Annotated in this window: 23 protein-coding genes; 17 read left to right on the top strand and 6 right to left on the bottom strand. The window is 64.5% G+C overall.

Translation table 11 applies throughout. The features are described from left to right. Positions 1 to 152 precede the first annotated feature (152 nt). Positions 153 to 641, bottom strand: a complete 489-nt coding sequence (locus DCO45_RS04995; RefSeq protein ID WP_021025569.1) for a peroxiredoxin — start codon at positions 639 to 641, stop codon at positions 153 to 155. 154 nt (positions 642 to 795) lie between these two features. Continuing rightward, positions 796 to 1,176, bottom strand: a complete 381-nt coding sequence (locus DCO45_RS05000; protein WP_116924781.1) for an Mth938-like domain-containing protein — start codon at positions 1,174 to 1,176, stop codon at positions 796 to 798. A gap of 196 nt (positions 1,177 to 1,372) precedes the next feature. Here DCO45_RS05000 and DCO45_RS05005 point away from each other — a divergent pair, with 196 nt between their 5' ends. From DCO45_RS05005 to moaD, 7 genes are all read left to right on the top strand, one after another. Continuing rightward, positions 1,373 to 2,668, top strand: coding sequence for a pyridoxal phosphate-dependent aminotransferase (locus tag DCO45_RS05005; protein ID WP_116924782.1), 1,296 nt, complete (start codon positions 1,373 to 1,375; stop codon positions 2,666 to 2,668). Between the two features lie 79 nt (positions 2,669 to 2,747). Next, a complete protein-coding gene (locus tag DCO45_RS05010; protein ID WP_116924783.1) occupies positions 2,748 to 4,082 on the top strand; it encodes a homoserine dehydrogenase in 1,335 nt (444 codons plus the stop codon). A 244-nt stretch (positions 4,083 to 4,326) separates the two neighbouring features. Continuing rightward, a complete protein-coding gene (locus tag DCO45_RS05015) occupies positions 4,327 to 6,507 on the top strand; it encodes a M48 family metallopeptidase (protein WP_165841122.1) in 2,181 nt (726 codons plus the stop codon). Positions 6,508 to 6,714: 207 nt separating this feature from the next. Further along, a complete protein-coding gene (thrC, locus tag DCO45_RS05020) occupies positions 6,715 to 8,139 on the top strand; it encodes a threonine synthase (protein ID WP_116924785.1) in 1,425 nt (474 codons plus the stop codon). A gap of 72 nt (positions 8,140 to 8,211) precedes the next feature. Next, entirely contained in the window at positions 8,212 to 8,772 is a 561-nt protein-coding gene (gene mobB, locus DCO45_RS05025) for a molybdopterin-guanine dinucleotide biosynthesis protein B (protein ID WP_116924923.1), read from the top strand. A 60-nt stretch (positions 8,773 to 8,832) separates the two neighbouring features. Further along, the gene (glp, locus tag DCO45_RS05030; protein WP_116924924.1) at positions 8,833 to 10,065 is read left to right on the top strand and encodes a gephyrin-like molybdotransferase Glp; all 1,233 of its coding nucleotides are present in this window, start codon (positions 8,833 to 8,835) and stop codon (positions 10,063 to 10,065) included. A gap of 19 nt (positions 10,066 to 10,084) precedes the next feature. After that, complete coding sequence (moaD, locus tag DCO45_RS05035; protein ID WP_116924925.1) at positions 10,085 to 10,339, top strand: molybdopterin converting factor subunit 1; 255 nt, start codon at positions 10,085 to 10,087, stop codon at positions 10,337 to 10,339. A 6-nt stretch (positions 10,340 to 10,345) separates the two neighbouring features. On the opposite strand, the gene DCO45_RS05040 is transcribed toward moaD, so the two are convergent. Both DCO45_RS05040 and DCO45_RS05045 read right to left on the bottom strand, forming a co-directional pair. Further along, positions 10,346 to 10,684 carry a hypothetical protein gene (locus tag DCO45_RS05040; RefSeq protein WP_116924786.1) on the bottom strand — a complete coding sequence of 113 codons (339 nt, stop codon included), beginning with the start codon at positions 10,682 to 10,684 and terminating at the stop codon, positions 10,346 to 10,348. Positions 10,685 to 10,710: 26 nt separating this feature from the next. Then, entirely contained in the window at positions 10,711 to 10,962 is a 252-nt protein-coding gene (locus tag DCO45_RS05045; protein WP_116924787.1) for a hypothetical protein, read from the bottom strand. A gap of 199 nt (positions 10,963 to 11,161) precedes the next feature. Here DCO45_RS05045 and moaE point away from each other — a divergent pair, with 199 nt between their 5' ends. The 7 genes from moaE to DCO45_RS05080 all read left to right on the top strand — a co-directional run bounded on the left by moaE (position 11,162) and on the right by DCO45_RS05080 (position 19,808). Next, positions 11,162 to 11,638 (top strand): molybdopterin synthase catalytic subunit MoaE, encoded by a 477-nt coding sequence (moaE, locus tag DCO45_RS05050; protein ID WP_116924788.1) that lies wholly within the window; start codon positions 11,162 to 11,164, stop codon positions 11,636 to 11,638. Between the two features lie 235 nt (positions 11,639 to 11,873). Beyond that, positions 11,874 to 14,480 (top strand): ATP-dependent chaperone ClpB, encoded by a 2,607-nt coding sequence (gene clpB / locus DCO45_RS05055; protein ID WP_116924789.1) that lies wholly within the window; start codon positions 11,874 to 11,876, stop codon positions 14,478 to 14,480. Between the two features lie 150 nt (positions 14,481 to 14,630). After that, positions 14,631 to 14,972, top strand: coding sequence for a hypothetical protein (locus DCO45_RS05060; RefSeq protein ID WP_021025923.1), 342 nt, complete (start codon positions 14,631 to 14,633; stop codon positions 14,970 to 14,972). Between the two features lie 46 nt (positions 14,973 to 15,018). Continuing rightward, a complete protein-coding gene (locus tag DCO45_RS05065; RefSeq protein ID WP_279324799.1) occupies positions 15,019 to 16,494 on the top strand; it encodes an aldehyde dehydrogenase family protein in 1,476 nt (491 codons plus the stop codon). Between the two features lie 386 nt (positions 16,495 to 16,880). Beyond that, on the top strand, positions 16,881 to 17,411 hold the full coding sequence (locus tag DCO45_RS05070) for a GNAT family N-acetyltransferase (protein ID WP_021025922.1): 531 nt from the start codon (positions 16,881 to 16,883) through the stop codon (positions 17,409 to 17,411). 140 nt (positions 17,412 to 17,551) lie between these two features. Next, positions 17,552 to 18,772 (top strand): class I SAM-dependent methyltransferase, encoded by a 1,221-nt coding sequence (locus DCO45_RS05075; RefSeq protein WP_116924791.1) that lies wholly within the window; start codon positions 17,552 to 17,554, stop codon positions 18,770 to 18,772. Positions 18,773 to 18,800: 28 nt separating this feature from the next. Further along, positions 18,801 to 19,808 (top strand): tRNA-dihydrouridine synthase, encoded by a 1,008-nt coding sequence (locus DCO45_RS05080; RefSeq protein ID WP_116924792.1) that lies wholly within the window; start codon positions 18,801 to 18,803, stop codon positions 19,806 to 19,808. Here the strand turns inward: DCO45_RS05080 and DCO45_RS05085 are convergent. Continuing rightward, a complete protein-coding gene (locus tag DCO45_RS05085) occupies positions 19,805 to 21,640 on the bottom strand; it encodes a phospholipase D family protein (RefSeq protein ID WP_116924793.1) in 1,836 nt (611 codons plus the stop codon). The two genes, DCO45_RS05080 and DCO45_RS05085, sit on opposite strands and share 4 nt — an antisense overlap. Positions 21,641 to 21,888: 248 nt before the next feature. Between DCO45_RS05085 and DCO45_RS05090 the strand changes: the two genes are divergently transcribed. Beyond that, on the top strand, positions 21,889 to 22,143 hold the full coding sequence (locus tag DCO45_RS05090; protein WP_116924794.1) for a hypothetical protein: 255 nt from the start codon (positions 21,889 to 21,891) through the stop codon (positions 22,141 to 22,143). Between the two features lie 138 nt (positions 22,144 to 22,281). On the opposite strand, the gene ribD is transcribed toward DCO45_RS05090, so the two are convergent. Next, positions 22,282 to 23,406 carry a bifunctional diaminohydroxyphosphoribosylaminopyrimidine deaminase/5-amino-6-(5-phosphoribosylamino)uracil reductase RibD gene (gene ribD, locus DCO45_RS05095; protein ID WP_116924795.1) on the bottom strand — a complete coding sequence of 375 codons (1,125 nt, stop codon included), beginning with the start codon at positions 23,404 to 23,406 and terminating at the stop codon, positions 22,282 to 22,284. Between the two features lie 260 nt (positions 23,407 to 23,666). Between ribD and DCO45_RS05100 the strand changes: the two genes are divergently transcribed. Both DCO45_RS05100 and pilV read left to right on the top strand, forming a co-directional pair. Beyond that, positions 23,667 to 24,167, top strand: a complete 501-nt coding sequence (locus tag DCO45_RS05100; protein WP_165841123.1) for a GspH/FimT family pseudopilin — start codon at positions 23,667 to 23,669, stop codon at positions 24,165 to 24,167. A gap of 3 nt (positions 24,168 to 24,170) precedes the next feature. Beyond that, positions 24,171 to 24,866 (top strand): type IV pilus modification protein PilV, encoded by a 696-nt coding sequence (gene pilV, locus DCO45_RS05105; RefSeq protein ID WP_243419244.1) that lies wholly within the window; start codon positions 24,171 to 24,173, stop codon positions 24,864 to 24,866.

Raw genomic sequence — 24,866 nt, forward strand, 5'->3', positions numbered from 1 at the left:
CATACATATGGAGCCCATTATGCACATTCTGGGCGTCCCGAAACCAGCAATCGCAGTCATGGATCGCGGTGTCGGCCCAGAAAGACGGAAACAGCAACGGCGCGCATCCGCAGATCGCGCGCCGCCGCACGGTCGCCGCCTGGCGCAGCGGCTTAGGCAGCCTTCTTTTGCGCAGCCTTCATCGACTTGACGGCCTTGAGCACTTCTTCGACATGGCCCAGCACCTTCAGGCCGCGCCATTCTTGCACCAAGATGCCATCAGGGCCGACCAGGAAGGTCGAGCGCTCGATGCCCTTGACCTTCTTGCCGTACATGATCTTGTTCTTGACGACGCCGAACATGTGGCACAGCTTCTCTTCGGTATCAGCGATCAGCTCGAAGGGCAGTTCAAGCTTTTCCTTGAAGTCGTCGTGCGACTTCATGTTGTCGCGCGACACGCCGAAGACGGCTGCACCAGCCTTGACGAAATCCGCGTACTTGTCGCGGAACTGCATGGCTTCGGTGGTACAACCGGGGGTGTTATCCTTGGGGTAGAAGTACAGCACCAGAATTTGCCCCTGATGCGACGCATTGGAGACCTTCAGGCCTCCCGTCGCTTGTGCTTCAAATTCTGGCAAGGGTTTGTTGACAACAACAGCCATAGCTCTCTATTTTCTCCGGAGTAATCGCAAAAAGGCCGCAGGAATCAAAGTATTCATCTAGTTGTTATTCAGGCCCGCGGCCGCAAGCGAGTATTTTAACCCGAATCGAAATATTTATCGAGCCCCACTGATAAACACAGGCTATCGATTGTGGTTATAGCGCAGGAGCCTCCAGCAGCACAGCCAGCAAGACCTTGCGTCCTTCACCAGCCAATACGTTGTAGGTACGGCATGCAGCGGGCGTATCCATGGTCTCGAAGCCGATACGTTTTGCAATCAGCGGAGCGAGCCAGGCCGGCGAAGGAAAACGTAACCGATTGCCACTGCCGAAAATGACCGTTTCAACATCGGCCTCCGCCAGCTGGGCGAAATGGGCGGGGCCCAGGTCTTCGAAGCGCGCGCAATCCCAGCGCTGCAAGGTACCGTTGGAGCCGACCACCAGGCTGTATGCGTAGGACTGCTGGTCCACGGCCAGCCAGCCCGGGCCATAGCCTGTGATGGTCAAAGTGTCGGATTTATCGGGCTGGAACTTCATGGCGCGGGCTTTCGGCAAACGGGGCAAGGACAGGGCAGGGCCCGGTGCCGCAGGCACTGGGAGCCACTACAGGGCGATCAACGCAAGGATCTGTGGTCAAATTATAGTTTTCACCTAGTTGGGTTGTGGGTTCGAGGTATTGGCATGGTTGCCAGCCGGCTGCAATCCCGTGTTTTCAGAGGTAGTGGTTTCTGTCATGAAGACGATTCAAAAATCCGCCAAGCTGGCCAATGTGTGTTACGACATTCGAGGGCCGATCATGGACGCGGCGAAGCGGATGGAGGACGAAGGACAGAAGATCACCAAGCTCAACATCGGCAACCTGGCGGTGTTCGGCTTCGATGCCCCTGAAGAGGTGCAGCAGGACATGATCCGCAACCTGCCCAACTCGGCAGGCTACTCCGACAGCAAGGGCATTTTTGCCGCGCGCAAGGCGGTAATGCACGAAACCCAGCGCCTGGGCATCAAGGGCGTGGGTCTGGACGACATCTACCTGGGCAATGGCGCCTCCGAGCTGATCAGCCTGGCCACCAATGCGCTGCTCGATACCGGCGACGAAATGCTGCTGCCGGCCCCCGACTACCCGCTGTGGACGGCCGCCACCAGTCTGTCGGGCGGCACCCCGGTGCACTACCTATGCGACGAGGAAAACGGCTGGATGCCCAACCTGGCGGACATCCGCGCCAAGATCACGCCCCGCACCAAGGGCATCGTGGTCATCAACCCCAACAACCCCACCGGTGCGCTGTATTCCGACGCACTGCTGCGTGACATCGTGCAGATCGCGCGTGAGCATGGCTTGGTCATCTTTGCCGATGAGGTCTATGACAAGGTGCTGTATGACGACGCCAAGCACACGCCGATGGCTTCGCTGTCGCAGGATGTGCTGACCATCACGTTCAATTCGCTCTCCAAGGCCTACCGCAGCTGCGGCTACCGCGCAGGCTGGATGGTGATCTCTGGCGACAAGAGTGGCGCTGCCGACTATATCGAGGGCTTGAACATGCTCTCGAACATGCGCCTGTGCGCCAATGTGCCCGGCCAGTGGGCCGTGCAGACCGCGCTGGGCGGCCACCAGAGCATTGACGAGCTGGTGCAAGAGGGCGGGCGCCTGCGCAAACAGCGTGACCTGGCCTGGGAGCTGATCAATGCCATCCCCGGTGTCAGCTGCGTCAAGCCCCAGGGCGCGCTCTACATGTTCCCCAAGCTCGACCCTGCGGTCTACCCGATCGAGGACGACCAGGAATTCTTCCTGCAGGTGCTCAAGGAGACCCGCGTGATGCTGGTCCAGGGCACCGGCTTCAACTGGCCACGGCCTGACCATTTCCGCATTGTGTTCCTGCCCCATGAGGCGGACCTGCGCGAAGCGATCAACCGCCTGGCCGCCTTCCTGGCCAAGTACCGCCTTCGCCACGGAACCGAGCAGCTTGCGCAAGCCCATAAGGCCGATATCAAGCTGGTCAAGACCAAGGCAGAAAAATCCGCTGCCTGAGTCGCCGCTTTTCCTATCTGACAACAACAGGCGTCCGGCTGGGCGCCTGGTTGGTTATTCAACGTATCCAAGAGAATTTATGAAACCGATCCAAGTAGGCTTGTTGGGCATCGGCACCGTCGGTAGTGGTGTCTTCAACGTGTTGCAACGTAACCATGACGAGATTCGCCGCCGCGCTGGCCGTGATATTGCCGTGACCATGGTGGCCGATCTGGACGAAGCCCGTGCCCGTGCGGTGGTGGGTGACCAGGCCGTCGTTGTCAAGGACGCGCGCGAGGTGATCGCCAATCCCGACATCGATGTGGTCATCGAGTTGATCGGTGGTTACGGCATTGCCAAGGCCCTGGTGCTGGAGGCCATTGCCGCGGGCAAGCATGTGGTGACGGCCAACAAGGCCTTGCTGGCCGTGCATGGCTCGGAGATTTTCAAGGCAGCGGCCGACAAGGGCGTGATGGTGGCCTACGAAGCGGCCGTGGCCGGTGGCATCCCGATCATCAAGGCGCTGCGCGAAGGCCTGACCGCCAACCAGATCCAGTGGATTGCCGGCATCATCAACGGCACCACCAACTTCATCCTCTCCGAGATGCGCGACAAGGGCCTGGACTTTGACGTGGTGCTCAAAGAGGCGCAGCGCCTGGGCTACGCCGAAGCCGACCCGACCTTTGACATCGAAGGCGTGGACGCCGCCCACAAGGTCACCTTGATGAGCGCCATCGCCTTTGGCGTGCCGGTGCAGTTCGACAAGGCCTATGTCGAGGGCATCACCAAGCTGTCGTCGGTCGATATCCGCTATGCCGAGCAGCTGGGCTACCGCATCAAGCTCCTGGGCATCACCAAGCGCACCGACAAGGGCATCGAGCTGCGGGTGCACCCCTCGTTGGTGCCCACCAAGCGCCTGATCGCCAATGTGGAAGGCGCGATGAATGCCGTGGTGGTGCATGGCGATGCCGTGGGCACGACCCTGTACTACGGCAAGGGTGCAGGCTCCGAGCCCACCGCCTCGGCCGTGATCGCCGACCTGGTCGACATTGCCCGCCTCGAAGGCGCCGATGTGGCCCACCGCGTGCCGCCACTGGCCTTCCAGAGCAGCACCTTGCGCGAAGCGGGGCAGGAGCTGCCCGTGCTGCCGATGGCCGATATCACCACCAGCTACTACCTGCGCATGCGCGTGGCCGATGAGGCTGGCGTGCTGGCCAAGGTCACCGGTCTGCTGGCGGGCGCCGGCATCAGCATCGATGCGGTGCTGCAGCGCGAAGCCGACGAAGTCGGTGGCGAAGGCTCGACCCAGACCGACCTGATCATCCTCACGCACGACACGCGCGAAGGCGATATGGACAAGGCGCTCGCCGAAATCCAGGGCCTGCCCACCGTGCTGGCGCCGATCACCCGTATCCGCAAGGAAGAGCTGAACTAAGCCGAGCGCTAGAGCCGCTGCGGCCGCAGGTCGCACCGCCCGGCGCCTGCCGCCTACCCAACCGCCTGTGGCCGATTCGGCCCAGGCGGTTTTGCTTTTTTGGGCCCAACGGCTGCGAACACATCCGCATCATTCTGTTACTTGTGGGTATTTGTTCACGTCATTATTTTTCTAAATAATGGCCGCTCACAAATGCAGCGCCCCCGGGGGCTGCAGATCGATAACAAAGACGGGGAGTTGCACTATGTCGGACACCGACAAGAAATGGCTGGCGCTGGCCAAGCGCTGGGGGGTGTTGTTTGGGATTCCGCTGCTGATGCTGGCCATTGGCATCTGGCAATGGTCGCGGGCAGATACGCCGGTCTCGGATGTGGGCGCGCAGATCGCCCAGTACCAGCAGGTGGTGCGCCAGCTCGAGGCGATCGAGGCCGAAAAGCCCGGCCGCCGTGCGACGGTGCGGGACAGCGAGGGCAAGGAATACCCGGTCTGGAAGGTCAAAAACGAGTACCTGATGGCCATCCAGGACCTGCAAAACCAGGGTCTGAATGTCACCACCCGTAACTTGCAGCCGGTGCTGGCGGGCGGCACCATCGCCTTCAGCGTGCTGGCGCTGCTGTGGTCGGCGCTGGGTGTGGTGTACCAGCGCGGCATGGGCACCAAGGCGCTGCAATCGCGCGAGCAGCTGCTCGCGACCTTCCAGAAGGGCCGCAAGCTCTTGCCGACCTATATGGTGGTCATGGTGCTGCTGCTGTTTGGTGCGGCCATCCCGCTGCTGCTCTACGAGATGATGCCCATCCTGCGCCACCGCAACTACAGCAAGGGCGACATGAAGCTGATGTTCATCCTCGGCGGCCTGGCGCTGTTCCTGCTCTACTCGGGCTGCAAGGTGCTGATCGATGTCTGGAAGGCATCGCGCAAGCCGCTGGAGAACGCGCCCATTGAGGTGATGGGCCAGACCGTCAGCCGCCAGCAGGCGCCCGAACTCTGGGCCTTTGTGGACCGCGTGGCCGCCAAGACGGGCGCCGGTATGCCCGATGCGCTGGTCGTGGGCCTGAACGAAGGCTTTTTTGTGACCGAGCACCCCGTGCAGCTGGCCAGTGGCGCCTTGCTGCCCCAGGGGCGGGTGCTGTACCTGCCCTTGCCCTATATGGCCTTTCTCAATGCAGGCGAGGTCGCTGCGGTGATCGGCCACGAGCTGGGCCACTTCATCGGCGAGGACACGCTCTACAGCCAGCGCTTCTCACCGATCTACAGCGCCACCCTCCACCACCTGGTGGCCATCAGCGGCGGTGAGCGCCATGAGGGCTCCTGGATGGACATCCTGCGCCGGCCAGCCACCTTGTTTGGCGAGATGTTCTTGGACAGCTTCCACGAAGCGGTGCGCTACTGGAGCCGCAAGCGCGAGCTGGCCGCCGATGCGGTGGGCGCGCAGGTCGTGAGCCCACAGGCCGTTGCGTCGTCCTTGCTGCGCATCAGCGCGCTGGCCCCGCTGGTGGATGAGGCGCTGCAGGCCAACTGGGACCGGGGCGAGACGGTCGCAGGCGGCGTGCTGGGCCATGTGCGCCAGCTGGTCGCTGCCAAGGGCATGACCGACCCGAGCGAGCACCTGGACCAGCGCCAGGCCCACCCGACCGATACCCATCCCGAGCTGGCCGAGCGCCTCGCTGCGCTGGGTGTGCCCGTCAGCCCCGAGCTGCTGGCCCGGGCGATGGATGCCCAGGGCAGCCAGCTGCTGCAGGAGTTTGGTCTGGAGCAGGGCGCGCCCGCTGCCGGCAGCCGCACCCTGGCCGGATCGGTCGCACCGGCCCCGGTCGCCGATCTGAATGCCGCCTTGCAGGATGAGCTCAGCAGCGCAGCCGCGGCCAACCGCAGCGCCAAGCTGGCCGAGCTGCGCGAGATCGCGGCGCTGGCTGCGCCCGAGACGGTGATCCATGAGCGCTCGACCTTCATGGTGGGCTTGTTCGGCTTTCTGGCTCTGGCCTGCTTTGGCGGCGCGGTGGCCTTGTTCATGGCGGGTCTGCACATGGCCATGGCTGCCGGCGTGCTCGCCGGTGGTCTTGTCTGCGTATGGGTGGCGTGGCTGTTCTGGCGCGACAGCCAAAGCCCGGCCATGGTGCTGCAGCCCGCGGGCCTGCGCCTCTTCAACGCGCAGGAGCTGCTGCCCTGGTCGGCGATTGATGATTTCGAGTTCAACCAGGCCAACCACATGCTGACGGTCATCATGGCCCTGGAGCCCGGTGTGCAGCCGCCCGCGATGGGTGTGGGTAAGCGCCGCGCCCAGTTCCAGAAGAAAAAGCAGCGCGTCGTCGTGATGCTCAAGGGTGTCAAGAAGATGAAGAACCAGGCCTTTGCCGAGCTGGTGCTGAACCAGTGGCGCGCCTACTACGCCCGCCAGGAGCTAGCGCGCATGGAAGAGCAGGTCTAACGGCTGCTCCACAACCCAGCCAGGCCTCGGACCCAGTCCGGGGCTTTTTTATGCCAGCGGCTGCCATCGGTGTCGCAGCCTGGCCGCTGCTGCCGGCTGCTGCGCCCCACATTCCTGCGCAAGCTGTGCCAGTACTGGCGACTGCAGGATAATAAGCAGTTGCTCCTTGCCCGTGCGCGGGCTGTGTCCACTTATTTCGCACCCTCCATGCTGTATCTCTCCACGCGCGGCCATGCCGAACAAAAACGTTTTTGCGACATTTTGCTCGAGGGCCTGGCGCCTGATGGCGGTCTGTACATGCCGGTGCACTACCCGCAGATTGACGACGCCAAGCTGACCGCGCTGCGCGAGACGCTCAAGAGCAAGGGCTATGCCGCGCTGGCGTTCGAGATCCTGTCGCTGTACATCGACGACATCCCCGCCGATGACCTGCGCGCGCTGTGCAACAAGACCTATACCGAAGCGGTGTTCGGCACGGCGGCGATTGTTCCAGTGCGCCAGCTCGAAGGCCAACTGATGATCGAGGCGCTCTCCAATGGCCCCACCCTGGCCTTCAAGGACATGGCCATGCAGCTGCTGGGCAACCTGTTCGAGTACGAACTGGCGCGCCGTGGCGAAGAGCTCAATATTCTGGGTGCCACCAGTGGTGACACCGGCAGCGCGGCGGAATACGCGATGCGCGGCAAAAAGGGTGTGCGTGTGTTCATGACCAGCCCGCACGGCCGCATGAGCCCCTTCCAGCAGGCACAGATGTTCAGCCTGCAAGACGAGAACATCCACAACATCGCCATCGAAGGCGTGTTTGACGACTGCCAGGACATCGTCAAGGCGGTCAGCAATGACCATGCCTTCAAGGCGCAGTACAAGATCGGCACCGTCAACTCCATCAACTGGGCCCGTCTGCTGGCCCAGGTGGTCTACTACTTTGCCGGCTACCTGCAGGCCACCAGCCAGAACAGCGAGAAGGTGAGCTTCACGGTGCCCAGCGGCAACTTCGGCAATGTCTGCGCCGGCCATGTGGCGCGCCAGATGGGCCTGCCGATTGCCAAGCTGGTGGTGGCAACCAACGAAAACGATGTGCTGGACGAATTCTTCCGCACCGGTGTCTATCAGGTGCGCGGTGCCGCCCACACCTTCGAGACCTCCAGCCCCTCGATGGACATCTCCAAGGCCAGCAACTTCGAGCGCTTTGTGTTCGATCTGGTGGGCCGCGATGGCGCCCGCCTGCAGCAGCTGTTTGCGCAAGGCGTGGCCCAAGAGGGCCGCTTTGACCTGCAGGCTGATCCGGCCTTCCAGGATGCGGCCGGCCGCTACGGCTTTGTCAGCGGCAAGAGCACGCATGCCGACCGCCTGGCCACCATCCAGGACACCTTCCAGCGCCTGGGCCAGATGATCGACACCCATACCGCCGATGGCGTGAAGGTGGCACGCGAGCACCTGGGTGCCGAGCCGATGATCGTGCTGGAGACGGCCTTGCCGATCAAGTTTGCCGCCACCATTGAAGAGGCGCTGGGCCGCACACCCGAGCGCCCGGCCAAGTTTGACGGCATCGAAGACCTGCCCAAGCGCGTGGTGGTGATGCCCGCCGATGTGGACCAGGTCAAGACCTATATCAAGGACCACTGCCGCTGAGCCGGCTAAGCTGCCGCTACCGCCGCGTGTCTGGGTGCCTTGGCGGGCCGTGGAATCATCAAGGAGGCGGGTATGCAGGTCGTGTGTTTTGCAGGCTATTCGGGCAGTGGCAAGACGACCTTGATCGAGCAGGTCATCCCCGTGCTGATCGCGCGCGGCCAGCAGGTGTCGGTCATCAAGCATACCCATCACCGCTTTGACATCGACACCCCTGGCAAGGACACCTGGCGCCACCGCCAGGCCGGCGCCTTTGAGGTGCTGGCTGCCTCCGACCAGCGCGTGGTGCTGATGCGCGAGCTGCCAAAGACGCAGGAGCCCGATGTGCATGCGCTGATCGCCCAGCTCGACAGCCGGGTGGACTGGGTGCTGGTGGAGGGCTTCAAGGACTGCGACCTGCCCAAGCTGGAGGTGCTGGCCAATGCGCCAGAGGCCAACGGCAAGGCGCCGCTTTATCCGCAGGATGCGGCCGTGCAGGCCGTGGTGCTGTCACCCGCCCGCCAGCTGCTGCCCGCCACCGCCCTGCCGCAGCTGCCCCGCGATGCACCCGCTGCCGTGGCGCAGTGGCTGCTGGTGCACAGCGCCCGCTTTGCCTATACCCCGCCTTGTGTATTTGCAACCGATACCGCCGGGTGAGCGGGCCGTTGCGATGGTCGGCCCGATTGCAGGCGGCCGATAACCGAAGGAATGATTGAGATGAACAGCCAGCCCCGTCCCCCCCTGAAATCCCTCGATGCCGCCCTGGCCGAGCTGCTGGCCCATGCCCAGCCGCTGGCGGGCCATGAGCTGCTGGACACCTTTGATGCTGACGGCCGCGTGCTGGCGCAGGACCTGGTCGCTGCCTTGCAGGTGCCGCCTTTCGACAACAGCGCGATGGACGGTTATGCGCTGCGCGCGGCCGACCTGAGCGGGCCCGCACTGGCCCTGCCGGTCAGCCAGCGCATTCCAGCGGGCAGCATCGGCGAGCCGCTGGCAGCGGGCACCGCCGCCCGCATCTTTACCGGGGCAGCGGTGCCTGCGGGCGCCGATGCGGTGGTGATGCAGGAAGAATGCACCGTGCTGGACGATGGCCGGGTGCAGATCAACACGGCCGTCCAAGCCGGGCAGAACATCCGCAAAAGCGGCGAAGACATGCAGTTGGGCAGCACGGTGTTGGCGGCCGGCACGCGCCTGGGCCCGGCCGAGCTGGGCCTGGCTGCCAGCATGGGCTGCGCCCGCCTGCCACTGGCCCGGCGCCCGCGCGTGGCCTTGTTCTCCACCGGTGACGAGCTGGTCATGCCCGGCGACGTGGCGCCCCAGGACCTGCCCTTGGGCAGCATCTACAACAGCAACCGCTTCTTTTTGCGCGCCATGCTCCAGCGCCTGGGCTGCGAGGTACGCGACCTGGGCATCGTGCCCGACAGCTACGAGGCCACCGTCGCTGCGCTGCAGACCGCCGCGCAGCACAGCGACCTGGTACTGACGAGTGGTGGTGTGTCGGTGGGTGAGGAAGACCACGTCAAGGCGGCCGTGCAGGCCTTGGGCAGGCTTGACCTGTGGGCGATTGCCGTCAAGCCGGGCAAGCCCTTTGCCTATGGGCGCGTGGGCCAGGCCCATTTCATCGGCCTGCCGGGCAACCCGGTGTCCAGCTTTGTGACCTTTGCGCTTTTGGTGCGGCCTTTTCTGCTGCGGCTGCAAGGCGTGCAGGCGCTGGCGCCGCAGGCGATCGATATGCGTGCCGATTTTGACTGGCCGCGAGCCGACAAGCGCCGCGAATTCTTGCGCGTGCGCGTCAATGCGCAAGGCGGGCTGGACCGTTTTGCCAATCAGGGCTCGGGCGTGCTGACCTCGGCCGTCTGGGCCGATGGCCTGGTCGACAACCCGCCCGGCCAGACCATTGCGCAGGGCGATACCGTGCGCTTTGTGCCCTTTGCCCAGCTGCTGGGCTGAGGAGGGCGAGGAGATGACGATGAAGACTTTGCAACTGCGCTATTTTGCAAGTATCCGCGAGGCCATTGGTAGCGGCAGCGAGGCCTTTGCCACCGAGGCCACCACCGTCGCAGAGCTGCGCGAGGCCCTGCTCGCGCGCGGCGAGCCCTATGCCAGCTGCCTGGCGCGGGGGCGCGCGGTGCGCACCGCCGTCAACCAGGTGCTCAGCGACGACAGCGCGGTGCTGGAGGCGGGGGCCGAGGTGGCGTTTTTTCCGCCGGTGACTGGCGGTTAGGAATCCTTAAGCAGCGCCATCTTCTGCGGGGTTGGGCAGCAGTAGCTCGGGCGCTTTCCATTCCAGCAGTTCGGCCAGGCGCAGCACCACCCAGCGCGCTTCCTCCGCGCTGACGCCCGCGTCTGGCGCCTGCAGGCCGCTGTAGATGGTCTGCAGGATGGCGCTCTCGGAGGGCGCACTTTGGTGGTAGAGGATCTGCGCCTGCTCGACCAGCATCTGCGCCAGGTCTTCGCACAGCTCATAGCGCTGGGCGATGTCAGCGAGCGGCTGGCGCAGGCGCTGGTTGCGGCCCTGGAACAGGGCGATGAAGGAATCAGGGACAAAGATTTGGCTGCCGTCTTGCATGGGTATCCATCAGGTGAGGTGCGCGTTCAGGGCGTAAAGCGCTTTTCAAAGCGGGCCACATCTTCTTCCAACTCAAAGGTCACGACCTGGCCCATTTTCCGGTCGCTCTCGCGGCAGGCGGCATAAACGCTGGTCTTGCCGACCAGGTCCATCGCCGGGATGTCGATGATCGCGTAAGGGTAGGGCACGAACACGTGGTGCTCAAACACAATGCGGTGCTGGTTGCGCGGATTGGGGTAGAGCAGGAAGCCGTGGGCATTCAGGGTCTGACTGGGCATGGAAAGCATCCAAAGAGAAAACAGGTCCTGCAAGCGTGCGGGCAGCCGGTGGAGCGTGGGCATTCCAGCAGCCCAAAGCTTGCAGAGGGCCACCAGTGTGCCGCAATCGCGAAGCTGGGGTGGCCTGCCATGGTTTGTGGCAGGGCCCGGTGGGCATGCTAGGCTTCGGCCTTGATGCTTTTTTCGCCGAGATACCGCCATGCTGCACACCCATATCGCCGTCCAGACCGCTGACTTTGATGTGAGCGAGGAGCTGCGCCTGCTGCGCGCCGCCGATGGCCGCATCGGCGCGGTCTGCAGCTTTGTCGGCACGGTGCGCGACCGCAATGCGGGCAGCGAGGTGGCGACGATGGAGCTGGAGCACTACCCGGGCATGACGGAAAAATCGATCGCCCAGATGGTTGAGGCCGCCAGCCAGCGTTTTGACATTTTTGGCGCCCGCATCATCCACCGCGTGGGGCTGCTCGCGCCTGGCGACCAGATTGTGCTGGTCGCCGTCTCCTCGGCGCACCGGGGTGAGAGCTTCCAGGCCTGCGAGTTCTTGATGGACTACCTCAAGACCGAAGCGCCATTCTGGAAGAAAGAAGACACGCCCCAAGGCGCGCGCTGGGTCGATGCCCGCGTCAGCGACGAGGCGGCGATGGCGCGCTGGGGCCTGCCCCAGCACCAGAGCTAAAAAACGGGCCTCATTGCAGCGGCATTGACCGGGCGCAAGCTTTTTCCGCCCCATTGCTGCTGCAATAGGCACGGGGAGCGTGGCCGCCTCGCTGCGATGTCCACAGGGCGTAGGAGACGGCGCACAGCACTTGGCGACGTGGGCCGACAGAAGCTATATGTGCGGCGAGGTTCTTGAAAATACGGCGTCCAGCGCAAAATATTCCCCAGTAACAATTGTTGAGTGGGGAACATTCATGCGAATCGACAAACTGACAACCAAATTTCAAGAAGCGCTGGCCGACGCCCAATCGTTGGCCCTGGGCAATGACAACGCCTATATCGACCCGGTCCATGTGCTGGCAGCCATGCTGCGCCAGCCCGATGGCCCCAAATCGCTGCTGGCGCGCGCAGGCGCCAATGCCACGGCGATGAGCACGGCGGCAGAACACGCGATCAAGCGCCTGCCGCAGGTGCAAGGCCAGGACCAGGTGACGGTGGGGCCCGATCTGCAGCGCATGCTGCAGGCCACCGAGAAGGAAGCCATCAAGCGCGGCGACCAGTTCTATGCCAGCGAGCTGTTCTTGCTCGCCCTCACCGATGACAAAGGTGAGGCCGGCCGTATCGTCAAAGAGGGTGGCCTCAGCCGCAAGGCGCTGGAGGCGGCGATTGACGCCGTGCGCGGCGGCCAATCCATGGACAGCGCTGACGGCGAAAGCCAGCGCGAAGCCTTGAAGAAATACACGCTGGACCTGACCGAGCGCGCCAAGCTGGGCAAGCTCGACCCGGTCATTGGCCGCGATGACGAGATCCGCCGCACCATCCAGGTGCTGCAGCGCCGCAGCAAGAACAACCCTGTGCTGATCGGTGAGCCTGGCGTGGGCAAGACAGCCATCGTCGAAGGCCTGGCCCAGCGTATCGTCGCAGGCGAAGTGCCCGACACCTTGCGCGACAAGAAAGTGCTGGTGCTGGATATGGCCGGCCTGCTCGCTGGTGCCAAGTACCGGGGAGACTTTGAAGAGCGCCTCAAATCCGTGCTCAAGGAAGTGGCGCAGGAAGAGGGCCGGGTGATCCTCTTCATTGACGAAATCCACACCATGGTCGGCGCTGGCAAGGCCGATGGCGCGATGGATGCGGGCAATATGCTCAAGCCCGCGCTGTCGCGCGGCGAGCTGCACTGCATTGGCGCGACCACCTTGGACGAGTACCGCAAGTACATCGAAAAGGATGCGGCGCTGGAGCGGCGCTTCCAGAAGGTGCTGGTCAACGAGCCCTCGGTGGAAGACACCATTGCGATCCTGCGCGGCCTGCAGGAAAAGTACGAAGCCCACCATGGCGTGGACATCACCGACCCGGCGATTGTGGCTGCGGCCGAGCTGTCGGCGCGCTATATCACCGACCGCTTCCTGCCTGACAAGGCCATCGACCTGATCGACGAGGCGGCTGCCAAGATCAAGATTGAGATCGACTCTAAGCCCGAGGTGATGGACAAGCTTGAGCGCCGCATGATCCAGCTCAAGATCGAGCGCGAGGCGATGAAGAAGGAAAAGGACGAGGCCTCGCAAAAGCGCCTGTCGCTGATCGAAGAGGACCTGTCCAAGATCGAGCGTGAATACGCCGACATGGAAGAGATCTGGAAGGCCGAGAAGGCCGACGCGATGGGCTCGGAGCAGCTGCGCAAGGAGCTCGACCAGGTGCGCTTCCAGATCCAGGAAGCCACGCGCAGCGGTGACTTCAACAAGGTCGCCGAGTTGCAGTACGGCAAGCTGCCCGCCCTGGAGAAGCAGCTGGCCGAAGTGCAGGCCGACGAGAAAAGCGAAGGGGCCAAGGACAAGGGCCACAAGCTGCTGCGCACGCAAGTGGGCGCCGAAGAGATTGCCGAGGTTGTCAGCCGCGCCACGGGCATTCCGGTCTCCAAGATGATGCAGGGCGAGCGTGACAAGCTCTTGCGCATGGAAGACAAGCTCCACGAGCGTGTGGTCGGCCAGGATGAGGCGATCTCTGCTGTGTCCAACGCCATCCGCCGCTCGCGCTCGGGCCTGTCCGATCCGAACCGGCCCACAGGCTCCTTCCTGTTCCTGGGCCCCACGGGCGTGGGCAAGACCGAGCTGTGCAAGGCGCTGGCGGGCTTTTTGTTTGACAGCGAAGACCACCTGATCCGCATCGACATGAGCGAGTTCATGGAGAAGCACTCGGTCTCGCGCCTCATTGGTGCGCCTCCGGGCTATGTGGGCTATGACGAGGGTGGCTACCTGACCGAGGCCGTGCGCCGCAAGCCCTACAGCGTGATCTTGCTCGACGAGGTGGAAAAGGCCCACCCCGATGTGTTCAACATCCTGCTGCAGGTGCTCGACGACGGTCGCCTGACCGATGGCCAGGGGCGCACGGTGGACTTCAAGAACACCGTGATCGTGATGACCAGCAATATTGGCTCGCAACTGATCCAGGCGATGGTCGGCGAATCGTATGAGGATGTAAAAGACGCGGTCTGGGGGGAACTGAAAAACCATTTCCGGCCCGAATTCCTCAACCGCATCGATGAAACCGTGGTGTTCCACGCTCTGGATGCCCAGCACATCGAGTCGATTGCACGCATTCAGCTGCACCAGCTCGAAAATCGCTTGGCAAAGATGGACCTGCACCTGCAGGTGTCCGATGCGGCCATGGCCGAGCTGGCCAAGGTGGGCTTTGATCCGGTGTTTGGTGCGCGGCCGCTCAAGCGGGCGATCCAGCAGCGCATCGAGAACCCGCTGTCGCGCTTGCTGCTTGAAGGTGTCTACCCGCCCAAGAGCCGTATCCCGGTGACAGTGGATCCGGTGCAGGCACCGGGCGAGTTCCATTTTGGCAAGGCCGAGGTGCAGTAGTACCCTTGGCGGTGGGCCATGCATAACCATGCATGACCCACCATCTTTACGCTGCGATATGCTTGTTGACAGTGCAAGGGGCTTGAAAAAGCCTGCCATCGGCATAACATGGGTAACAAGCGCTGTCATACAGCGATGAAAGGAAGTGCGTTGAACGAGTTGTTGGCAACTGTGGTGAGCTGGACTTTGCGAATTGCGATGGTGCTGGCTGGTCTGGTGTTTTTTGTCAGCCTGATGGTGGTGGCCGCCATCGCTGCCATGCTCTGGGCTGTGCGCCTGCTCTGGGCCAAAGTCACCGGCAAACCTGTGGTGCCTTTTGCGTTCAAGATGAATCCCGCGTCGGGCTGGACCACGGTCTACCGCAGCACGGCGCGCTGGTCTGCCAACAAGGGCGCACGCGCTGCTGAATCGGCCGCCAGCCCCTCGGGCATGCGTGCTTCCGTGATCGATGTGACGGACGTGGAGCCTCGTGAAATCCGTTCACAACACTGACTGACCTGACGCAGGCTGCGGCCTGCCTTGTGTACAAAGCCCGGTTGTGCCTGATGCAGACCGGGTTTTTTTATGGGGCCATGCTATGGATGTGAGCGAGTTGCACAGCCGTTTTGAGGCCATGCGCGCGGCCAGCCGCGCGCAGGCCGATACGCCGCTGCTGCTGCGGCGCGAGCGCTTGCTGCGGCTGCAAAAGCTGCTGCAGGACAACGAGGCGCGGCTGTGCGCCAGCGTGCAGGCCGATTTTGGCCAGCGCTCGGCGCGGGTGACGACCTTGACGGAATTGCTGCCGCTGCACAGCCAGCTGCGCCAGGCGCTGGGCGCTCTGCGGCGCTGGGCAGCGCCCCGGCCTGAGGCCACGCCCTGGCATTTGTGGCCTGCGCGCGCCTGGGTGCAGCCCATGCCGCTGGGCGTCATCGGGGTGATCGCTCCCTGGAACTATCCCCTGTTGCTGTCCTTGGGGCCGCTGGTCAGCGCGCTGGCTGCGGGCAACCGCGTGATCATCAAACCCAGCGAGTACACCCCGCAGACTATGGCGCTGCTCGCCCAGTTGCTGCCCAGCTATTTCGCCGATGACGAGGTGGCGCTGCTGGCGGGAGATGCCGGCGCTTCGGCCGAGCTGGCGGCTTTGCCGCTGGACCACCTGCTGTTCACCGGCTCGGCCGCCACTGGCCGCAAGGTGGCGCTGGCCGCTGCCAACCAGCTGGTGCCCACCACCTTGGAGCTGGGCGGCAAATCGCCCTGCCTGCTGGAGCAAAGCTGCGATATCCAGGACGCGGCCCGCAAGATTGCCCATGCCAAGCTGCTCAATGCCGGCCAGACCTGCATTGCGCCCGACTATGTGCTGCTGCCACGCAGCAGCGCTGCCGCCTTTGTCGAGGCCTATACCCTGGCCGTGCAACGCATGTACCCACAGCTGCAGGGCAACCCCGATTACACCTCGGTCATCCATGCCGCCCATGCCAGCCGGCTGCTGGGCATGCTGGCCCAGGCCGAGCAGGCCGGCGCCCAGGTGATTCGGCTGCAAGGCGGCGGCGCGGAGGTCTCCCAAAGCCGTATCGGTGATGGCATCAGCCGCCAGCTGGTGCCCGCGCTGGTGCTGGGCGTGGGCGCGCAGATGCAGCTGATGCAAGAGGAAATCTTTGGCCCGGTGCTGCCGGTGCTGCAGTACGACGACCGCGAGGAGGCGATTGCGGCCATCAACCACGGCGAGATACCGCTGGCGCTGTACTGGTTTGGCCAGGACCGCCGCCAGGGCCGCGATGTGGCGCAGCGCGTGCGGGCTGCTGGCATGTGCATGAATGACTGCCTGCTGCAGTTTGCCCATGGGGCCCTGCCGTTTGGTGGCTGGGGCAAGAGCGGATGGGGCGCACTGCATGGCTACCATGGATTCATGCGCTTTTCTCATGCCAAGCCTGTGCTGCGTCAAGGCAGCTGGTCGGGCGCGGCCTGGCTCTATCCGCCTTATGGCCGGCGCTTTGATGGGCTGATGCGGTGGTTGGCTCGCAGCTTCATGCGCTAAGACCTTGATTTATAGGCAGGGGTGTACTTCGGGTAAACGCCTAGCGCAAATGCAGTCATTTGCAAACCCCTGCACAAATTGACCTACAAGCCTATTGTGGGGCTACCCAAATGATGTCAGGAGTGAGACAATGGCGGGCTTTCGCGCACCATACTCTCTAGCGCGCTGTTCACGCGCTGACTCTTCCATATGCCCTTAAAAAAGCCTTCAGCAGTGCCTTGTTGCCTGCTGATGCTGCGTGAGCCATGGTGTGTTGCAGGTGGGTGGATGTTGAGCCTCAGGGTGCTCCATCCCCACTTGACACCCGGCCGGGCGTGATGGTCGCAGTGTACGACGAGATATACGTGCTTTTTGGTTAATTCATTGATTTTTGTTTTCGGTTATCCATGTCTGAAACTATCCAGGTTCGTCCCGCAACTCTCCGTGATGCCAAAGCCATTGCCCAAATCCATGCCGCCGCTTCGGTGGAGAGCTATCGCGGTGTTTTGCCCGATGACCAACTGAAGTCCATCTCTTCCGTCGAAAAGCGCCAGGCTTACTGGCGCGAAGCCATCGAATACTGTGAGCCGCAGGTGCAAGTGGCCGTTGAAAACGACAAGATCGTCGGTTTCATCGGTTTTGACCGCTCGCGCGATGCCAAGACCCGCCCCACGACCGGTGAGATCTGGGCGATCTATGCTGCCCCTACCCACTGGGACCAGGGCGTAGGCGTGGCGCTGTGGGATGCCGCGCGTGATGGCCTGTCCGAAGAAGGCTGCACCTCGGTGACCGCCTGGGTGCCGCTGCGCAATGAGCGCGCACTGCGTTTCCACGAGTCTGCCGGTTTCAAGCGCGAGATGTCGACCGCCAAGACGGCGACGGTGGGTGCCATCAAGATCGAAGAAGTGCGCATGCAGCGCTCCTTGATGAACCGCTGATCCTTGCTGGCCGGGCCTGCACCGGCCCTGCGTAGGCAGGGCGGGGCAGCCTTGCTCTCAAGAGGCCGTCTTGGACGGCCTCTTTGTTTTTTCCCCCTTGGCAGCTGGCGCCTCGCCGCTCTGCCCCAGAAAGCATTTGTATGACCACTGCCCAGCCAGAGAGTTTTCCCACCATCCACTGGGAGGAAGGCGGCGAGCCCCGCAGCGCCCGCTGGCGCTGCGAGCGCGGCACTGGGCCTACTGCCCGTGTGGTGCTGGCCGATGACACCATGCCCGCCGATGTGGCCTACCGCCTGGCCTGCGAGGGCACGGCGCTCTTGTGGCGCGGTGACTTTCAAAATGCCCGCATGCTGCTGCAGTCGCTGGCCCGCCGCCTGGACAAGACCGGCGAGCGCAAGGCCAAGAAAAAGCCTGCCGCAGCCAGCGCCACCGGCATGCCCACCCCCCAGGTGGCTTTGCCCTTCCACCAGCAGCGCCACCTGCAGGCGCAGCGCGCCCGTGTGCTGTCGATGGTGCTGATCGAGCTGGACCCGCAGTATGCAATCAGCCTGCGTCGCGCGCCGCAGGTGCAGGCCGCTTGTGTGGATGCCTGGGGCGAGCCCGTAGGCGACCTGCCCCAGGTCGTGTCGCTGCGCGAGCTGCAGGCCCTGGTGGGCGCGCATGAGTGGCGCAAAAAGGGCGTGGAAATTCCCGCGCTGGCCAAGCTGGCGCCCAAGGCCTATGACCGCATCCACCCGCACTACGGCGTGTTCTCGCCGGTGCGCGGCGAGTATGTCGACCTGATTGCGCAGGCGCCGCTGCCCACCGCGCTGGCCAAGCAGTCGCTGGCTTATGACATCGGCACCGGTACCGGCGTGATCGCTGCGGTGCTGGCGCGCCGCGGCATCCAGAAGGTGCTGGCCACCGATACCGACCCGCGTGCCCTGGCCTGCGCCAAGGAGAACCTGCAGCGCCTGGGCGTGGACCAGCGCGTGGAGCTGGCGCAGACCGATCTGTTCCCCGAAGGCAAGGCCGCGCTGGTGGTCTGCAACCCGCCCTGGGTGCCGGCCAAGCCCAGCGCGCCCGTGGAGCGCGCCGTGTATGACGAAGGCAGCCGCATGCTGCGCGGCTTTCTGGCCGGGGTGCCCGCCCACCTGGTGCCCGGTGGCGAGGCCTGGCTGATCCTGTCCGACTTTGCCGAGCACCTGGGACTGCGCAGCCGCGAGGAGCTGCTCAGCTGGATCGCCGAGGCCGGCTTGCAGGTGGTGGGCAAGAACCAGATCCGCCCGCGCCACGCCAAGGCCCAGGATGCGGCCAACCCGCTGCACCAGGCCCGCGCGGCCGAGATGACCACGCTGTGGCGCCTGCAGGTGGCCTGGTGATCGGCCCGATGGTCTGAACGGGGCCCACATGCGCTTGTTGCTCGCGCCCATGGAGGGCCTGCTCGATTTTGTGCTGCGCGATGTGCTCACCAGCATTGGCGGCGCCGACCGCTGCGTCTCGGAGTTCATCCGCATCACCGGCAGCTTGCTGCCCGACAAGGTCTACCTGCGCACCATGCCGGAGTTGCGCAACGGTAGCTGCACGGCAGCTGGCACCCCGGTGCGCGCCCAGCTGCTGGGCAGTGATGCCGCCAGCATGGCGGCCAATGCGGTGCAGCTGGCGGCGCTGTCGCCCGAGGGGATCGATTTGAACTTTGGCTGCCCGGCCAAGGTGGTCAACCGCCATGGCGGCGGCGCCGCCTTGCTGCAGGACCCGGCCGCCATCCATGCGGTGGTCAGCGCGGTGCGCGGCGCGGTGCCTGCGGCCATGCCGGTGTCGGCCAAGATGCGCCTGGGCTTCAAAGACCGGGCGCTGATGCTGGACTGCGCGTTGGCGATGCAGGAGGCCGGCGCCTGCGAGCTGGTCGTGCATGGCCGCACCAAGCTCGATGGCTACCGCCCGCCTGCCTACTGGGACCAGATTGCGCGCATCCGCGAGGCCGTGCGCATCCCCGTCGTGGCCAATGGCGAGATCTGGACCGTGGAGGATGCCTTGCGCTGCCAGGCCGAATCCGGCTGCCAGGACCTGATGCTCGGCCGCGGCATTGTGGCCGATCCGGGCCTGGCCTGGCGCATCCGCAAAGCGGTGGCCGAGCGCGATGGTCTGCCGCTGCCCGCCGGCATGCGCGATGTGCAATGGCCGGACCTGCTGCCCGCCTTGCTGCGCTTTTGGCAGCTGGTCTGCGAGGACCTGGAGCCACGCCAGCGCGCTGGCCGCTTGAAGCAGTGGCTCAACCTGATGCGCCGGGCCTTCCCCGAGGCCGAGGACGCCTACCAGCATGTGCGGGTGATGACCGACCAGGCAGCGATCACCGTGTGGCTGGATGACTTGCAGCGGCAGACGCTGCTGCAAGCGCCTGTTTATGGCAGCGTTTAAAGCAAAGAGTCGGGCGTAAAGGGGCTGATGATCTTGAGCATCAGCCGCAGCGGCAGACTGGCATCGGGCTCGGTGGTCTGGTCTTTCAAGCGGCTGTTCTGCGGCGCCTGCCACAGCAGCTTGCCGTCTTTGAGCACCACATGCCAAGCGGCGCTCTCCAGCCCCTTCTCGATCATGCCGGCAGCCTGCCCCGAGAGCTTGCGGCTGCGCACCAGCACGGCGATTTCGGTATTTTGCAGCTTGGAGCGCTGGTCCAGGTTCATCGACCCCACCACCAGCAACTGGCCATCGAGCACCAGCACCTTGCTGTGCAGCATCACACGCCGCCCTTCGCGAAAACTGTTCTGGCCGCTGCCCAGGCCAAAGGCGGCGCGCAGATCGCTCTCGTCGCTGACCAGCTCGTACAGCTCCACGCCATCGCGCAACAGGTTCTCGCGGTGGCGGGCGTAGCCGATATGGGCAATGGGCGCGTCGTTGGACGACAGCGAGTTGGTCAGAATGCGCACGCGCACCCCGCGCTGCACGGCATCCTTGAACGCCTGGCGCATCGATTCGCCGGGTACAAAGTAAGGCGAGACGATCAGCAAATCCTTTTTGGCATAACTTAGCAGCTGCACCAGGCCGTCCACCACCGAATCGGCACTGGGGCTGTGGCCAGGGTTGCGGGTTTCAGCCAGCGCCCGCAGCTGCGCCAGGCGCTTGTTGTCCAGCACGCCGGGCGCGGCGCTCAGCGCGTTGGTCTGGCCGTCGGAATCGACCGCCGGTATCTTGCTGGGCGCATCGGCCATCACCACCGAATGGGCCCAGACCAGCGGGACGGCCTGGAGGTCCACTGGCTGCATGTCCCAGGCGCGCTCGCGCTGCTCGTCGGAGATGGCGCCGCCCGGGCGGGGCTCGCCATCGGGCGGCGAGGGCAGCGCGCCGCCGCTGCTGGCGCTGCGGGCAGCGGGCTCGGATGCCACATTCGTCGTATCGTCATCGCCCCCTTTGCCGGGGCGGGCCTGGTAGGCCTGCTGCATATCTTCCAAGGTCTTTTTGCTGATCAGCGACTGCACCGGATAGGCGCGCTTGTTGTTCCAGTAGCTGTCAAAGCTGCTCGACAAGTCCTGCACAGCGGGTCCCATGACGAGCACATCGGTGTCCAGGAAGTTGGAGCTCTCGTCGTTGTCGAAATAGGCATCACCCAGGTTGCGCCCGCCCATGATGCCCATCACGTTGTCGGCCAAAAACAGCTTGTTGTGCATGCGCTGCTGCGCGCGCTGGAAATCGGTGGCCGCGTTCCACATGCGGCTGATCGGCGAGTCGCGGTCACCGGGCAGCGGGTTGAACATGCGCATCTCGATATTGGGCTCAAAGGCCAGGCGCATCACCTGGGCGTTGCGCCCGGTGCCATGGAAGTCGTCGAGCAGCACGCGCACGCGCACGCCCCGGCGCGCGGCATTCACGACGCTTTCGAGCAGGCGCGCGGTGCTGGCATCGGCATGGATGGCGTAGTACTGCACATCCAGCGTGTGCTTGGCGCCTTGCACCAGCGCCAGGCGTGCGCCGTAAGCGGCTTGCGCACCGGCCAGTATCTCGAAGCCCGACACCCCGGGGCCTGCCTTGCTCTCGGCCTTTTGGCGCTGCTGGCTGATCTGCACCAGCGGGCTGCTGGCCGCTGGCGGCTGGGCCGATGAGACCGGCCTGTCGACCTGGGTGGGCAGCTTGCTGGCGCAGCCGGCGAGCAGCACCGCCGCACACACTATCACCAGCCCGCGCCGCAGCTTGGGCCAGGATGTTGTCTCAGGGGGGCGTAATGGAGACAGGGCAGAGGTTGGCAAAGCAGTCGGCATGGCGGCAGGTTCAATCAGTGGGCTGGCGCTATTGTGCGTGAGCGCAAGCCCTTGCGGTGGCCGCGTGGCTGCTTTGGCGGTGCTGTCGTACAGCCAGATGCTGCTCCTGCGTCGTGGCGCAGCAACGCTGCAGCAAGCGGGGTGGCTGCTCAACAGGGTTTGTGCCTGGGCCGTTGCTGCAGGCCTGCCGCTAGGATTGCTGAAAACATTCGAAGATATTGCATCGATAGCCAATAGGAGGCCTGCTTATGCTGCGATCACTGCGCTTTTCCACACTGGTGCTGCTGCTGGCGGCCATGGCCATGCCGCCCGAGAACGCCTGGGCCGCGCGCAAGAAAAAGACCGAGGCCACGCAGGCGGCCAAGAAGCCGGCCAGAGTCAAGGTCAAACGCCAGCGCAGCAGCAGTGCCGAAACCCTGGCCGAGCGCGACCGCCGGCTGCTGCGCGAATGCAAGGGGCTGCCCAATGCGGGCGCCTGCCTGGGCTACGCCAAGAGCCCCTAACACCACCCTTGATACGTCGTTACCTGGCCGGCCGCACCAAGCCTTGTCGTACGCCTGCACTGCCTGCGGCTTGGCGCATCGTCTCAACCGCAAACCTTCGGTTTGCTGGGTCGTGTGAGAGGCTCTAATGCGCTTGAATCAGAAAGCGCCATGGCCCTGGATCCGGGCGAGCACGCGCAGGTCGGCGCCCAAGGGCTCGATCGAGCGAATATCCAAGGCGGGCGCCTGATCCAGCTTTTGCAGCGCCATGCCGGCAAACGCGGGCAGGCCCTGGCCGAGCAGCTTGGGCGCCAGGTAGAGCAGGCACTCGTCGACGAGGCCTGCCTGCAGCAGCGCGCCATTCAAGATGCCGCCCGCTTCGACATGCAGCTCGTTGACTTCCCGTTGGCCCAGGTCTTGCATCAGGGCGGCCAGGTCGATGCGGTGGGCAGGGCCTGCGGCGTGTGGAGGCGGTAGGCGCACGATGGTGGCGCCCACGGCTTGCAGCGCCGCCTGGCGCGCGCTGTCTTCGCTGTGGGTGTAGACCAGCACTTCGCGCTCTGCGGCAAAAATGCGGGCCTGCGGGGGAGTGCGCAGCTGGCTGTCCAGCACCACCAGGCGCGGTTGCCGAGGCGTCTGCACATAGCGCACATCCAGCGCCGGATCATCGGCCAGCACGGTGCCCACGCCCGTCAGGATGGCGCAGGCCCTGGCGCGCCAGTGGTGGCCATCGGCCCGGGCTGCTTCGCCGGTGATCCACTGGCTGCTGCCATCGGGCAAGGCGGTGGCGCCATCGAGCGACATGGCGGCCTTGAGCCGCGCCCAGGGTTGCTTGCGCACCATGCGGCTGAAAAAGCCGATGTTGAGTTCGCGCGAAGCCTCGCCGCCGTCCTCGGGCGCGCAGACCACGACCTCCACCCCCGCTGCGCGCAGACGCGCAAAACCCATGCCCGCGACCAGCGGGTTCGGATCGGTGATGGCGCCCACCACTTTGGCAATGCCAGCGGCGGCCAGCGCATCGCAGCAAGGCCCCGTGCGGCCCTGGTGTGCACAGGGCTCCAGGGTGACATAGGCGGTCGCGCCTGCGGTTCTGTGGCCGCGGGCGGCCGCATCGCGCAAGGCCATGATTTCTGCGTGCGGCCCACCCGCGCGCTGGGTGTGGCCCTGGCCGATCACCTGGCCGTCTGCGGCGACCAGCACGCACCCTACGCGGGGATTGGGGGAGGTAATGAACAGGGCGCTGGCAGCCAGTTCCAGCGCGGTTTGCAGGTGTGGATCAGTCATGGAGCTTGGTCGCAATAGGGCTGGTACGGAGGGGCAGGGCATGGAGGGTCAGCCCTGCTCGATGATTATCGGCGCAACACCGCGCCGGCTCTGCATTGGCACTGCTGTCAGCCCCAGCGCATTTAATTTTTAAATCGAAAAAAGACTTTACGCCGTCGTGTGAAGCATAAATAATCAATCACATGAATTCAATAGTTTTAATTAATTTATTGAAGCATCAACGCGGGTGCCGGCACAGCGGGTTGACCACGGTCGAGCTGATGGTAGTGGTCAGCGTGCTGGCCATTATCGCGAGCCTGGCCGTGCCCAGTGCGAGCGGGCTGCTGCAGCGCTGGCGCGTGCGGCAGTCGCTCGAGGCCATGCATTCTGCGGTATTTCTGGCGCGCTCCGAAGCCATCAAGCGCAGTGGCCTTGTGGCCTTGCAGAGGATTGCCGACAGCGGGCATTGCCGGGCACAAGCCACCAGCAGTGACTGGAGCTGCGGATGGCAGGTCTGTGTGCATGCGCTGGGCCAGCAGCAGTGCGCCGACGATGCACCGGTAGTGCAGCGCTTTGAAACGCCGCCGGGCCTGCAGGTGCAGCGCAACAGCCTGGGTGAAGGTATCCGCTTTGACCGCTGGGGCATGCCGGTGGCAGGTTTTGCCTTTGCGCTGCTCCCCGAGGGAAAAACGCTGGAGCACCCAGCCGCCAAGGGCCTGTGCACCAGCCGGGGTGGGCGTGTGCGGGTTGTCGACGGCCCCAGCTGCAGCCCCAGGAGCTAGGCGATGCGCATCTTCGTGCCCACCCACCCGCAGGCCTCATTCTCACGTGGCATCAGCTTGCTGGAGTCACTGGTGGCCATGGTGGTGCTGGTGTTGGGCGTGTTGGCGATGCTGGCCATGCAGCTGCGCACGCTCGCCGATGTGCAGACCAGCACCCGGCGTGTGCAGGCCATTCGATTGATCGAAGACCTGGGCGAGCGCATACGCGCCAACCCCCGTGCCTGGGACCAGCTGGAGCACTATCTGAGCGATTGGCAGCATGCTGCGGCAGCGCCGCCCAGGTCCTGCAGTGCGCAGGCTTGCAGCGCCGCTGAGCTGGCGCAGCATGAATTGGCGCAATGGCGCCTGCAGGTGGCGCGCAGTTTGCCACTGGGGCAGTCCCGGATTTTTCTGGCGCCCGGCGAAGCGGTGGGCGCCAACCGGCGCCAGCTGGGCGTGATGGTCCGCTGGCGTGACAGTACGCATGCCCCCTTGGGTGCCTCCGATCCGGCGCTGTACTGGGACTTGGTCGATGCCACCCGCCGAGTGGGCGAGGGAGGGGGCGCAGATGCAGTGGAGGAACGCGGCGGCGAGGTAGTCTGCCAGGATGGCGATGGCGGTCTGCGCTACAGCTGCCACCTGCAGTACCTGGCCTTGAACGCACGCTGCACGGCAGAGCGCATGGGCAGCGCCGTGCACTACCACTGCGGAGGGACTTGA

The sequence above is a fragment of the Comamonas sp. JNW genome (genome assembly GCF_003105075.1).
Lineage (GTDB): Bacteria > Pseudomonadota > Gammaproteobacteria > Burkholderiales > Burkholderiaceae_C > Comamonas > Comamonas squillarum.